Below are 14,410 nucleotides of genomic sequence, written 5' to 3'. Positions count from 1 at the left end.
CACGGTGCCCGGCCGCTTCCTCGTCGTCGGCATCGGCCCCGGCGACCCCGAGCTGATCACCCGCAAGGCCGAGCGGCTCATCCGCGCGGCGCCGGTCGTCGCCTTCCACGCCGGCGTGCGCAAGGAGTCCCACGCGCGGCGGATCGCCGCCGGCCTGATCCCCACCGGGGCGATCGAGGAGGAGCTGCGCTACCCGGTCACCACCGGGACCACCGACCACCCCGGCGGGTACGTCGGCGCGCTGGCCGCCTTCTACGACGCCTGCGAGGACCGACTGGCCGCGCACCTGGACGCGGGCCGCGACGTCGTCCTCCTCGCCGAGGGCGACCCGCTGTTCTACGGCTCGTCGATGTACCTCGTCGACCGCTTCCGCGACCGGTTCGAGGTCGAGGTGGTGCCCGGGGTTCCGGCCTTCGCCGCCGCGACCGCGACCGTCCCGGCCCCGCTGGTGCGGCAGACCGACGTGCTCACCGTGCTGCCCGGCACGCTGCCGGAGCCGGAGCTCGCCCGGCGCCTCGCCGACACCGACGGCGCGGTCATCATGAAGCTCGGCCGGACCTTCCCCGCCGTCCGATCCGCGCTCGCCGCCGCGGGCCGGCTGGAGGGCGCGCTGTACGTCGAGCGCGCCTCCCAGCCCGAGGAGCGCTGGCTGCCGGTCGCCGAGGTGGATGCCGACGCGGTGCCGTACTTCTCGCTGATCGTGGTGCCCGGTGACGCGGCCCGCGCGGTCTCGGCGGACCGGATGCGGGCGGGCCGGGAACGCACCGATTGGGCAGAGACTGCAGCTCCAGGGCCCGAAATGTTGCGGTTTGGGACCAAACCGCAGCCCGCGGAGCTCCTCGTCATCGGTCTCGGCCCCGGCCCGGACGGCTGGCTGACCCCCGAGGCGAACGCGGCGCTGGCGGACGTCGAGCACGTGGTCGGCTACGCGCCGTACGTCAACCGGGTGCCCCAGCGCCCCGGACTCCAGCGGCACGCGTCGGGCAACACCGTCGAGGTCGACCGGGCCCGGTTCGCGCTCGACCTCGCGCTGCGCGGCGAGCGGGTGGCCGTGGTGTCCGGCGGCGACGCCGGCGTGTTCGGCATGGCCGCCGCCGTCTTCGAGGCGGCCGCCGACCCGGCGCACCCCGAGCACGCGACCGTGCCGGTCCGCGTCCTCCCGGGCGTGAGCGCGGTGCAGGCCGTCGCCGCTCGCGCGGGCGCCCCGATCGGCGCGGACTTCGCGGTCCTCAGCCTCTCGGACCGGCTCAAGCCGTGGCCGGTCGTCGAGCGCCGGCTGCGCGCGATCGCGGAGGCCGACCTGGTGCTCGGCGTCTACAACCCGGCCTCGCGCTCGCGACGCGAGCAGGTCGTCGAGATGCAGAAGATCCTGCTGGAGCACCGCTCCCCCGACACCGTCGTGATCGTCGGCCGCGACGTGGGCCGCGGCGAGGAGTCGCTGACGGTCACCAGGCTCGGGCTGCTCGACACCGACAGCATCGACATGAAGTGCCTGCTCATCATCGGCGCCTCCTCGACCCGGGTGGAGCCGAACGGCACGGTCTGGACGCCGCGATGGGTGGACTGATCACGGTCGTCGGCATCGGCGCCGACGGCCATCTCCCCCCACCTTCCCGCGGCCTGGTCGGCAGTGCCGAGGTGCTGCTGGGCGGCGAACGTCACCTGGACCTCGTCCCCGACGTGCCGGGCCAGGTACGACGACCGTGGCCGCGCCCGCTCGACGCGCTCCCCGGCGTACTGCGCGAGCATGCCGGCCGCCGCGTCGTCGCGCTGGCGTCGGGCGACCCGCTGGTGTCGGGGATCGGTACGACGCTGGTGCGCCTGCTCGGCGCCGAGGCCGTCGAGATCGTCCCCGCCGTGTCGTCGGCGTCCCTCGCCCGCGCCCGGATGGGCTGGTCCGCCGAGGAGTCCGCGGTCGTCACGCTGGTCGGCCGCGACGTCGACGCGCTGCGCCGCGAACTCGCCCCCGGCCGCCGGCTGCTGGTGCTGTCGTCGGACGAGCGCACCCCCACGGCGGTCGCCGCACTGCTCGCGGACGCCGGGTTCGGCGCGAGCGCGATCCACGTGCTGGGCGATCTGGGCGGCCCGGACGAGAGCCGCACGACGTACCCCGACGGGCCGGTCCCGCGACTGCACGTCCTGGCGATCGAGGTCGCCGGCGAGGGGTTCGCCAGCTGGGCCTCCGGCCTGCCCGACGACGCCTTCGAGCACGACGGCCAGCTCACCAAGCGCGATGTCCGCGCGAGCGCCCTCGCCCGGCTGGCCCCCGCACCCCACCAGCGGCTGTGGGACGTCGGCGCCGGCGCCGGCTCGGTCGCGATCGAGTGGCTGCGCGCACACCCGCTGACCTCGGCCCACGCCGTCGAGTGCAACGAGGAGCGGGCCGAGCGGATCGGCCGCAACGCGAGCCGGCTCGGCGTACCCCGTCTCGACGTCGTCACCGGCCGGGCGCCCGACGCCCTCGCCGCCCTGCCCACCCCCGACGCGGTCTTCGTCGGCGGTGGCGCGACGGCCGACGGACTCCTCGACCTGTGCCGTGATCGGCTCGCGGTCGGCGGCCGGCTGGTCGCGCACGGCGTCACCCTGGAGACCGAACGGATGCTGGTCGACGCCTTCCACCGCCATGGCGGTGAGCTGACCCGGCTGGGCGTCGAGCACGTGACGCCGCTGGGCGGGCGGTTCACCGGCTGGACGCCGGCCCGCGCCGTCGTGCAGTGGTCCTGGACCAAGGAGAGCCAGCAGTGAGCGCCACCGTGCACTTCGTCGGCGCCGGCCCCGGCGCGGCCGACCTGATCACCCTCCGCGCGGCGACCCTGCTCGGTGGGGCGGACGTGGTGCTCTACCCCGGCACCTATGTCGACGCCGAGGTCCTGTCCCACTGCCGCGAGGGCGCACGGCGCATCGACACCCAGGACCTCGACCTCGACCGGATCACCACCGCGATGGTCGAGGCACACGTCGCCGGGCACGACGTCGTCCGGCTGACGTCGGGTGATCCGTCCCTCTACTCCGCACTGCACGAGCAGACCCGCCGCCTCGACGCGGCCGGCGTGCCCTGGGACGTGACACCCGGCGTGCCGGCGTACGCCGCCGCGGCCGCGATCATCGGCCGCGAGCTGACCGTCCCCCTGGTCACGCAGTCGGTCGTGCTGACCCGCACCCAGGCGCGCTCGACGGCCATGCCCGAGGGCGAGTCGCTGGCGGCGTACGCCGCGACCGGCGCCACGCTGGTCCTGCATCTCGCGATCACCCGCACGGCCGCGCTGATGGCCGAGCTCACGCCCCACTACGGCGCCGGCTGCCCCGTCGCGGTCGTCTCCCGTGCCTCGCAGCCCCAGGAGCTGGTGCTGCGCGGCACCGTCGGCACCATCGCCGGCCTCGTCGAGGAGGCCGGTCTCCGCCAGGCCGCCGTGATCCTGGTCGGCCCGGCGCTCGCGCCCGACCGTCAACGGTCCGACGCCGAGTCCTACCTCTACTCGCCCGAACGCGTCGCCCGGAAGGAGCGCCTGCGATGAACCATGCCCCCACGATCGAGCACTTTCCCTTCAGCGCCGTGGTCGGGGCCGACGGTCCCGACGGACCGGACCCGATGGCCCTGGCCCTGATCCTGACCACGATCGCCCCCGATGTCGGCGGCGTACTCGTGCGCGGCGAGAAGGGCACCGCCAAGTCGACGATCGTGCGCGCGCTCGCGGCCGTCCTGCCCCCGGTCGACGAGCGCCCCGTCCCCCTGGTCGAGCTGCCGATCGGCGCCACCGAGGACCGGGTCACCGGCTCGATCAACCTCGAGAGCGCGCTGGCCGAGGGCAGGGCGGAGTACGAGCCCGGCCTGCTCGCGAAGGCCCACCGCGGACTCCTGTACGTCGACGAGGTCAACCTGCTGCACGACCATCTCGTCGACCTGCTGCTCGACGCCGCGGCGATGGGCCGCGCGACGGTGGAGCGCGACGGCGTCTCGATGACCCACGAGGCGAGGTTCGTCCTGGTCGGCACGATGAACCCCGAGGAGGGCGAGCTGCGTCCGCAGCTGCTCGACCGGTTCGGCCTGACCGTCGAGGTCGCCGCGCCGCGCGATCCGGTGCTGCGGGCCGAGGTGGTCCGCCGCCGGATGGCCTACGACGCCGACCCGGCCGGCTTCGCGGCCTCCTACGCCGACGCGGAGGCTGCCCTGCGCGCCCGGATCGCGGCCGCCCGGGATCTGCTCGGCACGGTCCGGCTCACCGACGCCGCACTCCTCAAGATCGCCGAGGTCTGCGCCGTCTTCGACGTCGACGGGCTGCGGGCCGACATCGTCACCGCCCGGACCGCGGTCGCCCACGCCGCCTGGTCCGGTCGTGCCCAGGTCACCCTCGACGACATCCGGGTCGCCGCCCGGCTGGCGCTGCCGCACCGGCGCCGGCGCAAGCCGTTCGACGCGCCGGGGATGGACGAGGACCTGCTGGAGCAGGCCCTCGGCGAGGAGGATCTCCCGCCGGAGCCCGATCCGGACGGCCCCGAACCGGACGGCCCCGAACCGGACGGCCCCGATCCGGACGGTCCCGAACCGGACGGTCCCGAACCGGACGGCCCCGAACCGGACGGATCCCAAGCAGAGGCTGACCCCACCCCCCCTGATTCGGCCCACCCGGACGTAACGTCATACATTCCGGGGGCTCAAGCCCACAGAGCGAATGACGCTACGCCGGGAGAAGCCCCGAGCAGCGTCGCACCGACCGGGTCGGCGTACCGCACCCGGCTGCTGTCGGTGCGCGGCGTCGGCGCGGGTACGGCGGGCCGCCGCAGTCGGGCCCGCACCAGCAACGGTCGCCGGATCGGTGCGACCGCCCCGAGCGGCGCGGGCGGCGGGGGCGGGGCGGGCGGGGCGATCCACCTGACCGAGACCATCCGCGCGGCGGTGCCGCACCAGTTCGCGCGGGGCCGCACCGCCGGGCCGCTCCGGCTGCGACCGGCCGACCTGCGCGTCGCCGTACGCGAGGGGAGGGAGTCCAACCTGGTCCTCTTCTGCGTCGATGCCTCGGGGTCGATGGCCGCACGACGGCGGATGGATCAGGTGAAGACGGCGGTGCTCAGCCTGCTGCTCGACGCCTACCAGCGCCGCGACAAGGTCGGCCTGGTGACCTTCCGCGACGCCGGCGCCGAGGTGTCCCTGCCGCCGACGCACTCCGTCGACGCGGCCGCGCAGCGACTGGAGGAACTGCCCTCCGGCGGCCGGACGCCCCTGGCGGAGGGCCTGCTCGAAGCCGCGCACCTGCTCGCCGTCGAGCGGACCCGCGACCCCCAGCGCCGCGCGCTGCTCGTCGTGGTCACCGATGGCCGGGCCACGTCCGGACCGCACGCGGTGGAGCGGTCGCGCGCGGCCGCGGGCCTGCTGGCCGAGGCCGGCGTCGCCAGCGTGGTCGTCGACTGCGAGTCCGGACCGATGCGGATGGGGCTGGCCGGCGCGCTCGCCGAGCACCTCGGCGCGGAGCACGTCCCGATCGGCGAGGTCAGCGCCGAGGCGCTGGTCGACGTCACCCGGAGGGCCGCGTGAGCCTTCCCGTGACCGCGGATCTGTACGACGTCATCGAGCGCCGACGCGACGTCCGCGCCGAGTTCACCGGCTCCCCTGTCCCCGACGAGATGCTGCTCCGGGTCCTCGGGGCCGCGCACCGCGCCCCGAGCGTCGGCATGAGCCAGCCGTGGGACTTCGTGGTCGTCCGCGATCCCGCACTGCGCCGTACCTTCCGCGACCACGTCGCCACCGAGCGCGCCACCTTCGCCGCCTCGCTTCCGCCCGAGCGACGCAGCACGTTCGACCGGATCAAGGTCGAGGGGATCTGCGAGTCGTCGCTCGGCGTCGTCGTGACGCACAGCCAGGCCCGCGGCGGGCAGCACGTGCTGGGCCGGCACGCGATCGCCGACGCCGGCCTCTACTCGACCGTCCTGGCGATCCAGAACCTCTGGCTCGCCGCGACCGCGGAGGGGCTCGGCCTGGGCTGGGTCTCCTTCTACCGCGAGTCCTTCCTGCAGGAACTGCTGGGGATCCCGCCCGGCGTCCGCCCGGTCGCCTGGCTCTGCCTCGGCACCGTCAGCCACCTCGAGACGGTGCCCGACCTCGAGCGGCACGGCTGGCGCTCGCGCCGCCCCCTCGCCGACGCCATCCACGAAGACACCTGGAGGAACCGTGCCTGAGGGCCAGCCGCTCGTCGTACCGGACGACGGGCTCACCACGCGCCAACGCCGCAACCGACCGCTGGTGATGGTGCACACCGGCGACGGCAAGGGGAAGTCGACCGCGGCCTTCGGGCTCGCGCTGCGCGGCTGGAACCAGGGCTGGGACATCGGGGTGTTCCAGTTCGTGAAGTCCGCGAAGTGGCGCCTGGGCGAGCAGACGGCGTTCGAGAGGCTCCCCCCGGGCAACGGCACCGTCGAGTGGCACAAGATGGGCTCGGGCTGGTCCTGGTCACGCAAGGCCGGGTCCACGGAGGACCACGCCGCCGACGCCGTCGAGGGCTGGGCCGAGATCAAACGGCGGATCGCGGCCGAGCAGCACGACCTGTACCTCCTCGACGAGTTCACCTACCCGATCAACTGGGGCTGGGTCGACATCGACGACGTCGTGGAGACGCTCGCGAACCGGCCCGGCCACCAGCATGTCGTGATCACCGGCCGCCGGGCCGATCCGAAGCTGGTCGAGCTGGCCGACCTGGTCACCGAGATGACCAAGGTGAAGCACCCCATGGATGCCGGCCAGAAGGGCCAGAAGGGCATCGAGTGGTGACCGGCCGTGGCTGAGTTGCCCCAGCTGCCCCGGCTGCCCCGGCTGCCCCGGCTGCCCCGTGTCGTCGTCGCCGCCCCGGCGACCGGGCAGGGCAAGACGACCGTCGCGACCGGCCTGATGGCCGCACTGACGGCGGCGGGACACGTCGTGAGCGGGCACAAGGTCGGGCCGGACTACATCGACCCCGGCTACCACGCACTCGCCTGCGGACGTCCCGGCCGCAACCTCGACCCCCATCTCGTCGGTGAGGACCTGGTCGCCCCGCTGCTGCTGCACGGCGCGGCCACCCCCGTGCCCGCGGACGTCGCGGTCGTCGAGGGCGTGATGGGCCTGTACGACGGCCGGATCGGCAGCGACGGCTTCTCCTCCACCGCGCATGTCGCGGCCCTGACCCGGACGCCGGTCGTGCTCGTCGTCGACATCTCCCGCTCCTCCCGCTCGATCGGCGCGGTGGTGCACGGCATGGCGACCTGGGACCCGTCGGTCGAGGTCGCCGGCGTGATCCTCAACCAGGCCGGCTCGGCGCGGCACGCCGACGAGGTCCGCTCCTCGATCGCCCTGCCCGTGCTCGGCGTGCTCCCCCGCGACGCCTCGATCGCCACCCCCTCGCGGCACCTGGGGCTGGTCACCGCCGCCGAGCGCGGCGAGTCCGCGACCGTCGTCGCGCGGCTGGCGGAGGTGGTCGCCGAGCACGTCGACCTCGACGCGGTGCTGGCGATCGCCCGGTCGGCCCCGGACCTCGACGCGGTCCCCTGGTCCACCGACCCGGCGCATCTGAACGCCCCAGGGGCATCGACCCGGCGCGTTCAAACGCGACGGGTCGCCGTGGCGGCGGGCCGGGCCTTCACCTTCCGGTACGCCGAGACCACCGAGCTGCTCGCCGCCCACGGCTGCGAGGTGGCACCCTTCGACCCGGCGCTCGATCCCGCCCTGCCGGCCGGGACCGCGGGCCTGTACCTCGGCGGCGGCTTCCCCGAGGTCCACGCCGCCGACCTCGCCGCCAACACCGCGCTACGGCGCCAGATCAGGGAGGCCGTGCTCGACGGCCTGCCGACCGTGGCCGAGTGCGCCGGCCTGCTCTACCTGTGCCGCACACTCGACGGCGCCCCGATGGCCGGGGTCCTCGATGCCGACGCCGCGATGAGCGAGCGGCTCACCCTGCGCTACCCGGCCGCCACCGCGCCCGTCGACACCCTGCTGACCCGGGCCGGCGAGCAGGTGACCGGACACGAGTTCCACCGCACGACCGTGACCCCCGCGGTCGCCGGGCCGCCCGCCCGGACCCCCGCCTGGACCGTCGATGGCGAGGACGTCGGCTTCGCGTCGGACACGCTGCACGCGTCGTACCTCCACACGCACTGGGCGGGTCACCCCCGGCTGGCCGCGCGGTTCGCCGAGGCGGTGCATGCTCGTGGCTGAGCCGGATCCGCTGCGCCACCACGGCGACGTCGAGGCCCGCGGGATGCTCGACCTCGCCGTCAACGTGTACGACGGCACGCGACCGCCCTGGCTCGACGACGCCCTGCGCGGCTCACTGGACGCGGTCGGCGCCTACCCGGACCCGAGCGCCGCGCGGACGGCCGTGGCTGCGCACCACGGGCGGGCCGAGGGCGAGGTGCTCGTGACCGCCGGTGCCGCGGAGGCGTTCACGCTGGTCGCGCGGCTGCGCTCCTGGCGGCGACCGGTGGTGGTGCACCCGCAGTTCACCGAGCCGCACGCGGCGCTGGCGCAGGCCGGCCACGAGGTGACGCCGGTGGTGCTGCCGGAGCCGTTCGCGCTCGACCCGGCGCTCCTCCCCGAGGACGCCGATCTCGTCATGATCGGCAACCCCACCAACCCGACCGGGGTCCTGCACCCGGCCGACCTGCTGGCCGGCCTGCGTCGTCCGGGCCGGCTGGTGGTGGTCGACGAGGCGTTCATGGACTGCGTCCCGGGCGAGCCGGAGTCGCTGGCCGGCGTACCGCTCGACGGGCTGCTGGTGCTGCGCTCGCTGACGAAGCACTGGGGAATCCCCGGGATCCGCGCGGGCTATGTCGTCGGCGGCCCCGCCGTCATCGCGGACCTGGCCCGGGCGCAGACGCCCTGGTCGGTCGGCACGACGGCCGTCGCCGCGGTCGTGGCGTGCACCTCGGTCGAGGCGGGCCGCGAGGCCCGGCGACGGGCCGAGCTGATCCGGGACTGGCGCGAGCATCTCGAGAAGGGGCTCGCCGACCTCGGCATCCCCCACCTGCCGTCCGCCGCGTCCTTCGTGCTCGCCCGGGTGGGCGACGGGGTGCACGCCCGGCTGCGCGCCTCCGGCATCGCCGTCCGCCGGGCCGACACCTTCCCCGGCCTCGACGGCAGCTGGATCCGGATCGCGGTGCGTCCGCCGGACACGACCGACCTCCTGCTGGCGGGCCTGGCGGGGTCGGCGGGCTAGGAGCCCCGGCCGCCCCGCCTGCCGCGGGCGCGACCACGGCCACCCAGCTCGGGCACGGCTCCGGCCGACGACAGCAGTCCCATCAGCGGACCGGTCGCCTCGTCCGGCTCGGCCCGCCCCAGCAGCGCGAGCATCGGCCACTCCCGGGACTCCGGAGGCCCTCGATTGGGCAGAAACCGCACGCAGAAGGCCTGAATTGCTGCGGTTTGGGACCAAACCGCAGCGTCCGGACACCCGCAGCCCGGACAGCTGCCCACCACCGCCCGCCATGCCCTAGGCTCGCTCTCGCAGGCACGAGGAAGCCGGTGGGAATCCGGCACAGTCGCGCTACTGTGACACCGCCTCCGCCCTCGGACGGGTGCGGTGAAGTCAGGAACGAGTGCCTGCACACCTCACATCCACTGTCCAGGGACGCTGAATCCCTGAGGAGGCACCATGTCGCAGTCCCCTGCCACCCCTCTCGCCCCGACCGCGGGCCCCGTCATCCAGGTCCCGGCCGTCGTCCCGGTCGTCCCGCTGCTGCAGCTCGGCACCTGGGTCGTCTTCTTCGGCCTGCTCGCGATGCTCGCGATCTTCTTCGTGAGCGCCGACCAGGGCGCGATCTCGATCCCGGCCGGCAACGCCGTGCACGAATGGGTGCACGACGCCCGGCACCTGCTCGGCTACCCCTGCCACTGAGTCGGGCGAAGCTGATGAGCACCGTTCCCGGGGACAGGTCTGTCCTGAGCCCGGCCGCCTTCCTCGTCCGCGGACTCGCGGTGGGGCTGGCCGCCGGCCTGATCGCCTTCGTCGTGGCCTTCGCCTTCGGTGAGCCGTACGTCGACGACGCCATCGCCCTCGAGGAGGCGGCCGCCGCGCAGACGCCCGCCGACCCCGCCGACCCCGCCGACCCCGCCGAGCACGACCACGCCGACGCAGCTGCCGACGAGGCGGGCCTGGTCGAGGTCTCCCGCGAGAACCAGAAGAGCTGGGGCCTGCTGACCGGCACCCTCGCCATCGGCACGGCCCTCGGCGGGCTGACCGCGCTGGCCGCGGCCGCCGTCCTGGGCCGCCTCGGCCTCTCCGCGCGCGGCTCCACGGCGCTGGTGGCGCTGATCGGGTTCGTGGCGGTCGCGCTCGTCCCGTTCACGAAGTACCCCGCGACGCCACCCGCGGTGGGCAGCGGCGACACGATCGGCGGCCGCACGGCGTCGTACTTCGCCCTGCTCCTGGTCTCGGTGCTCGCCGCGATCGCGGTCGTGGTGCTGGCCCACCGGCTGCGTTCGAGGTACGACGGCTGGACCGCCGCCTTCCTCGCGGCCGGCGCCTACCTGGCGATCGTGACGGTCACCGCGCTGCTGCTGCCCACGGTCGACGAGCTCGGCGACTTCCCGGCCGACACGCTCTGGTACTTCCGCCGCTCGTCGCTGATCACCCTCGCCGCCCTGTGGGCGAGCATCGGCGTCGGTCTGACCGTCCTGGTCGGCCGGCTCCACGACCGCGCGGCGGCGGACCTCGCCCGCCGCGAGCTCGCCGCGAGCCTGTGAGGGCTGCGGGACTGCTGCTCGGGTACACCGCGGACCGGCTCCTCGCCGATCCGCGGCGGCGGCATCCGGTCGCTGGCTTCGGGCAGGTCGCGGCCGCCCTGGAGCGTCGGGTCTGGCGCGACGACCGCGCCGCCGGCGTCCGGTACGCCGGCACGTTGGTCGGCGGCGCCGTCGTGCTCGGCGTCGCGGCGGAGCGGGCACTCCCCCACGCCGTCCCCCGAACCCTGGTCACGGCGGTCGCCACGTGGGCGGTGCTCGGCGGCACCTCGCTGGATCGGGAGGCCGCGGCGGTGTCCCGCCTCCTGGCGGCCGCCGACCTCCCGGCTGCCCGGATCCGGCTCACCCACCTGGTCGGGCGCGACACCACCCGGCTCGACGGGGCGGAGGTGGTCCGGGCGACGCTCGAGTCGCTGGCGGAGAACACCTCCGATGCGGTGGTCGCGCCGCTCGTCTGGGGTGCCGTGGCCGGCGTCCCGGGGCTGCTCGGCTACCGCGCCGCCAACACCCTCGACGCGATGGTCGGGCACCGTAGTGCCCGCTACGAGCGGTTCGGCTGGGCCGCGGCCCGCCTCGACGACCTGCTCAACCTGCCCGGCTCCCGGCTGACGGCCGCCCTCGCGGCGCTGCTCGGCCCCGACCCGCGCGGCGCGTGGCGGTCGTGGCGGCGCGACGCGGCGGGCCATCCCAGTCCCAATGCCGGACCGGTCGAGGCGGCGTTCGCGGGCGCCCTCGGCATCCGGCTGGGCGGCACCAACGACTACGGCGGCCGGATCGAGCACCGGGCGGTCATGGGCGACGGACCGCTGCCCGGGCGGGCCGATCTCGACCGCGCCCGCACCCTGGCCCGGCGGATCGGCACGGCCGCCGCCCTCGTCGCCGCGGCACTCGCCCTCCGGGCCCCGTCGTACCGGACAGAACGGTCGTGAATCCACCGAGAACACGACCCGGATGTCCGGTACGACGGCGTCAGCTCCCGATGATCTCGTCGGCGTGGCGCCCGACCCAGCGCAGCAGCGGAACCATCACCTCGGCCAGCTCCTCGCCGAGCGGCGTCAGACTGTAGTCGACCCGCGGCGGCATCACCGGCTGCTGCTCCCGGTGGACCAGGCCGTCGCCCTCGAGGGTCCTGAGCGTCTGGGCGAGCATCTTCTCGCTGATCCCCTGCGCGCGCCGGCGCAGCTCGCTCCAGCGCTGCGGCCCGTCGGTGAGGGACACCAGCACGAGCACGCCCCACTTGCTCATCACGTGGTCGAGCAGCATCCGGCTCGAGCAGGCGGCCGGGAACACCCCGCCGGGGAACTGCTCGAAGATCGTCTCGGTACTTTCCGCCACGGAAGTACCTTACTTCGAAGTGCGTACTATCCAATGGGAAGCAACTTCCCGAACGGTCCGTTGAGGACGTCGACAGCACGATCTCCCACCGTTCGAAAGGCGCCCACCATGTCCCTCGTCGTCACCGGAGCCACCGGCCAGCTCGGCCGACTCGTCGTCACCTCCCTGCTCGCCAAGGGCGTGCCGGCCGACCGGATCGTCGCGCTCGGCCGCGACGAGGAGCGGCTCGCCGGTCTCGCCGACCTCGGCGTCACCACCCGTCGCGTCGACTACGCCGCCCCGGCCGCACTCGCCGATGCCTTCGCGGGCGCCGAGCGCGTCCTCCTCATCTCCGGCAGCGAGGTCGGCGAGCGCCTCCCGCAGCACCAGAACGTCATCGACGCGGCACGCGCCGCCGGGGTCGACCTCCTCGCCTACACGAGCATCCCCCACGCCGACACGACCGGCATCGCGCTCGCCGCCGAGCACCGGGCGACCGAGGAGGCGATCGTGGCGTCCGGGCTCCCCCACACCTTCCTGCGCAACAGCTGGTACCTCGAGAACTACACCGACCAGCTCCCGACGTACGCCGAGCACGGCACGGTGCTGGGCGCCGCCGGGGACGGCCGGGTCAGCGCCGCCACCCGCGCCGACTTCGCCGAGGCGGCCGCGGCGGCGCTCCTGCTCGACCGGCCGAAGGCGGTCTACGAGCTCGGCGGTGCCGCGTTCAGCCTGAAGGAGCTCGCCGCCACGGTCGGCGACGTCCTCGACAGGGAGGTCACCTACACCGACCTGCCGGCCGACGAGCTCACGAAGGCGCTGGTGCGCGCCGGTCTGCCCGAGCAGTACGCCGCGATCCTGGCCGACGCCGATCTCGGCCTCGGCCGCGGTGAGCTGTACGTCGAGCCGGGCGACCTCGAGACGCTGCTCGGGCGCCCGAGCACCTCCCTGGCCGACGCCCTCCGCGCCGCACTCTGAGGCACCCCGGTCGTCGAGCAGGTCGCACAGCGGCCGTCGCGAGTCCGCGGGCTCAGGACGCGAGGCGAGGCACGTCGAACCGATCGGCGTGCTCCGCCAGCCAGTCCGCGAACGTCCGCGCCGGGCGCCCCAGCACCTGCGCGACGGTGTCGACCGGCGTCCACGACGCCGCCGGCGGGTCGGCGTGCCATCCGACGACGTACTCCGCGTCGGCCGGGGACACGCCGTCCGCGACCAACCGGGCCACCGCCTGCTCGCGGGTGATCCGGACGAGGTCGACCGGGTGCCCGATGGCCGCGGACAGCAGCGCGACGCGCTCTGACGTCCGCAGCGCCTCGGGCCCGGTCAGGTTGTAGGCCTTGCCGGCGTGGCCGTCCTCGAGCAGCGCCGCCGCCGCGACCGCCCCGATGTCGCCCTCGTGCACCACGGCGCTCGGCAGGTCGAACGGCTCGCGCACCACACCTTCGGTCCGGACGGAGTCGACCCAGGTCAGGGCGTTGGACATGAACTCCTGCGGCTCGAGCCGCGTCCAGGCGACGCCGGAGTCCGCGACCGCCTCCTCGACCGGTCCCACATAGCCGCCCCAGAGCACGGTGATCCGGCGCACCCCGGCGGCCACGGCCCGGCGCACCAGCTCCGGCCCGGTCTCCACGAGTCCCGCCGTCGCCGTGATGTGGAGGCGGTCCACCCCGTCGAGTGCGCCGCCGAGCATCGCGAGATCGGTGTGTGTGCCGGCCACCAGCTCGACGCCGTCCGGCAGCACCGAGGCCGCCCGCCCCGGGTCGCGGGTCAACGCCCGCACGCCTTCCCCGCGTCGAACCAGCTCTGCCGTCACGTGGCGCCCGGTGTTGCCGGTCGCACCTGTCACGAGTGTCGTCATCGTCGATCTCCCTTCGTCGGGATCGACGCTAGAACCTCAAGTGATCTTGAGGTCAACGGCCACCCGTGTGCCGTGCCGGCCGGTGGGCATCATCGATGCATGGCGAGCGACGAGGAGCACACCCGGCCCGAGGGCGTCGACGACCTGACGGTCGAGGCGCTGGGCAACATCTCCGAAGCCCTGGAGGCGGTGGAAGTGGCTCGCGGCCATCTCTACGCCTTCCACCGGCTCAGCGGCACCGCCGACCTCACCCTCGGCAAGGGCGTCGAGCAGCTGCGGGCGGCCGGCCACGGCGCGCTCGCCGACCGGATCGAGACCGAGCTGGTCGGCCGCAACGTGCTGCGGGGCCGGTGGACCTTCCAGATCGTCGAGGAGTACGACGACGGCTACTACGCCGACTTCAAGCGGCTCGAGGGCGCCGCCCGGGACGAGCTCGTCGCCGGGCGGCGCCACCTCTACGAGGCCGAGATGAAGGAGGACCGGCGTACCCACGGGCGCCCCGGCCACGAGCGCGAGCCCGCGGCCGGGGACTGATC

The 14,410-nt window shown here is 74.7% G+C and carries 16 protein-coding genes and 1 riboswitch; of the genes, 13 read left to right on the top strand and 3 right to left on the bottom strand.

The annotated features are described in order from the left end of the window. The first annotated feature begins 4 nt into the window (after window positions 1–4). Genes cobJ through cobC form a run of 8 tightly spaced genes read left to right on the top strand, consistent with a single transcriptional unit; the run spans window position 5 to window position 9,179 of the window. Window positions 5–1,567, top strand: a complete 1,563-nt coding sequence (cobJ, locus tag QJ852_11590) for a precorrin-3B C(17)-methyltransferase (protein WGX99452.1) — start codon at window positions 5–7, stop codon at window positions 1,565–1,567. Continuing rightward, window positions 1,555–2,745 (top strand): precorrin-6y C5,15-methyltransferase (decarboxylating) subunit CbiE, encoded by a 1,191-nt coding sequence (cbiE, locus tag QJ852_11585; GenBank protein WGX99061.1) that lies wholly within the window; start codon window positions 1,555–1,557, stop codon window positions 2,743–2,745. Before cobJ ends, cbiE begins: the two co-directional genes overlap by 13 nt. Next, window positions 2,742–3,515 (top strand): SAM-dependent methyltransferase, encoded by a 774-nt coding sequence (locus tag QJ852_11580; protein WGX99060.1) that lies wholly within the window; start codon window positions 2,742–2,744, stop codon window positions 3,513–3,515. The genes cbiE and QJ852_11580 overlap by 4 nt, the downstream gene beginning before the upstream one ends. After that, window positions 3,512–5,530 (top strand): VWA domain-containing protein, encoded by a 2,019-nt coding sequence (locus QJ852_11575; GenBank protein ID WGX99059.1) that lies wholly within the window; start codon window positions 3,512–3,514, stop codon window positions 5,528–5,530. Before QJ852_11580 ends, QJ852_11575 begins: the two co-directional genes overlap by 4 nt. Beyond that, on the top strand, window positions 5,527–6,171 hold the full coding sequence (gene bluB / locus QJ852_11570; protein ID WGX99058.1) for a 5,6-dimethylbenzimidazole synthase: 645 nt from the start codon (window positions 5,527–5,529) through the stop codon (window positions 6,169–6,171). The genes QJ852_11575 and bluB overlap by 4 nt, the downstream gene beginning before the upstream one ends. Then, the gene (gene cobO / locus QJ852_11565; protein WGX99057.1) at window positions 6,164–6,760 is read left to right on the top strand and encodes a cob(I)yrinic acid a,c-diamide adenosyltransferase; all 597 of its coding nucleotides are present in this window, start codon (window positions 6,164–6,166) and stop codon (window positions 6,758–6,760) included. Before bluB ends, cobO begins: the two co-directional genes overlap by 8 nt. A 6-nt stretch (window positions 6,761–6,766) precedes the next feature. Next, the gene (locus tag QJ852_11560) at window positions 6,767–8,179 is read left to right on the top strand and encodes a cobyrinate a,c-diamide synthase (protein WGX99056.1); all 1,413 of its coding nucleotides are present in this window, start codon (window positions 6,767–6,769) and stop codon (window positions 8,177–8,179) included. Beyond that, window positions 8,166–9,179 (top strand): Rv2231c family pyridoxal phosphate-dependent protein CobC, encoded by a 1,014-nt coding sequence (cobC, locus tag QJ852_11555; protein WGX99055.1) that lies wholly within the window; start codon window positions 8,166–8,168, stop codon window positions 9,177–9,179. The genes QJ852_11560 and cobC overlap by 14 nt, the downstream gene beginning before the upstream one ends. Here cobC and QJ852_11550 read toward each other — a convergent pair. After that, a complete protein-coding gene (locus QJ852_11550; GenBank protein ID WGX99054.1) occupies window positions 9,176–9,313 on the bottom strand; it encodes a hypothetical protein in 138 nt (45 codons plus the stop codon). The two genes, cobC and QJ852_11550, sit on opposite strands and share 4 nt — an antisense overlap. A 124-nt stretch (window positions 9,314–9,437) precedes the next feature. Then, a riboswitch (cobalamin riboswitch) is annotated at window positions 9,438–9,581 on the top strand. A 33-nt stretch (window positions 9,582–9,614) separates the two neighbouring features. On the opposite strand from QJ852_11550, the gene QJ852_11545 reads away from it, so the two are divergent. The 3 genes from QJ852_11545 to QJ852_11535 are packed head-to-tail and all read left to right on the top strand — an operon-like array spanning window position 9,615 to window position 11,631. Beyond that, window positions 9,615–9,857, top strand: coding sequence for a CbtB-domain containing protein (locus QJ852_11545; GenBank protein WGX99053.1), 243 nt, complete (start codon window positions 9,615–9,617; stop codon window positions 9,855–9,857). Between the two features lie 14 nt (window positions 9,858–9,871). Continuing rightward, window positions 9,872–10,705 (top strand): CbtA family protein, encoded by an 834-nt coding sequence (locus QJ852_11540; GenBank protein WGX99052.1) that lies wholly within the window; start codon window positions 9,872–9,874, stop codon window positions 10,703–10,705. After that, window positions 10,702–11,631 carry a cobalamin biosynthesis protein gene (locus QJ852_11535; GenBank protein ID WGX99051.1) on the top strand — a complete coding sequence of 310 codons (930 nt, stop codon included), beginning with the start codon at window positions 10,702–10,704 and terminating at the stop codon, window positions 11,629–11,631. Before QJ852_11540 ends, QJ852_11535 begins: the two co-directional genes overlap by 4 nt. Before the next feature lie 40 nt (window positions 11,632–11,671). Here the strand turns inward: QJ852_11535 and QJ852_11530 are convergent, their stop codons facing one another. Continuing rightward, entirely contained in the window at window positions 11,672–12,037 is a 366-nt protein-coding gene (locus tag QJ852_11530) for a helix-turn-helix domain-containing protein (protein WGX99050.1), read from the bottom strand. Between the two features lie 108 nt (window positions 12,038–12,145). On the opposite strand from QJ852_11530, the gene QJ852_11525 reads away from it, so the two are divergent. Beyond that, window positions 12,146–12,994 (top strand): NAD(P)H-binding protein, encoded by an 849-nt coding sequence (locus QJ852_11525; GenBank protein ID WGX99049.1) that lies wholly within the window; start codon window positions 12,146–12,148, stop codon window positions 12,992–12,994. Between the two features lie 52 nt (window positions 12,995–13,046). On the opposite strand, the gene QJ852_11520 is transcribed toward QJ852_11525, so the two are convergent. After that, window positions 13,047–13,874 (bottom strand): NmrA family NAD(P)-binding protein, encoded by an 828-nt coding sequence (locus QJ852_11520; GenBank protein ID WGX99048.1) that lies wholly within the window; start codon window positions 13,872–13,874, stop codon window positions 13,047–13,049. Between the two features lie 99 nt (window positions 13,875–13,973). Here QJ852_11520 and QJ852_11515 point away from each other — a divergent pair, with 99 nt between their 5' ends. Continuing rightward, entirely contained in the window at window positions 13,974–14,408 is a 435-nt protein-coding gene (locus QJ852_11515; GenBank protein WGX99047.1) for a hypothetical protein, read from the top strand. The last annotated feature ends 2 nt before the right edge of the window (window positions 14,409–14,410 follow it).

Source organism: Nocardioides sp. L-11A, from assembly GCA_029961745.1.
Taxonomy (GTDB): domain Bacteria; phylum Actinomycetota; class Actinomycetes; order Propionibacteriales; family Nocardioidaceae; genus Nocardioides.
Note: the sequence above shows the minus strand (reverse complement) of the source record. Positions and strands in the feature narration are given on the sequence as shown.

Excerpts from the sequence above, each read along its gene's own strand:
- QJ852_11550 (WGX99054.1), bottom strand. The coding sequence starts at position 9,313 with ATGCTCGCGCTGCTGGGGCGGGCCGAGCCGGACGAGGCGACCGGTCCG.
- QJ852_11525 (WGX99049.1), top strand. The coding sequence starts at position 12,146 with ATGTCCCTCGTCGTCACCGGAGCCACCGGCCAGCTCGGCCGACTCGTC.
- QJ852_11545 (WGX99053.1), top strand. The coding sequence starts at position 9,615 with ATGTCGCAGTCCCCTGCCACCCCTCTCGCCCCGACCGCGGGCCCCGTC.
- QJ852_11515 (WGX99047.1), top strand. The coding sequence starts at position 13,974 with ATGGCGAGCGACGAGGAGCACACCCGGCCCGAGGGCGTCGACGACCTG.
- QJ852_11520 (WGX99048.1), bottom strand. The coding sequence starts at position 13,874 with ATGACGACACTCGTGACAGGTGCGACCGGCAACACCGGGCGCCACGTG.
- QJ852_11540 (WGX99052.1), top strand. The coding sequence starts at position 9,872 with ATGAGCACCGTTCCCGGGGACAGGTCTGTCCTGAGCCCGGCCGCCTTC.
- cobC (WGX99055.1), top strand. The coding sequence starts at position 8,166 with ATGCTCGTGGCTGAGCCGGATCCGCTGCGCCACCACGGCGACGTCGAG.
- QJ852_11575 (WGX99059.1), top strand. The coding sequence starts at position 3,512 with ATGAACCATGCCCCCACGATCGAGCACTTTCCCTTCAGCGCCGTGGTC.
- cbiE (WGX99061.1), top strand. The coding sequence starts at position 1,555 with ATGGGTGGACTGATCACGGTCGTCGGCATCGGCGCCGACGGCCATCTC.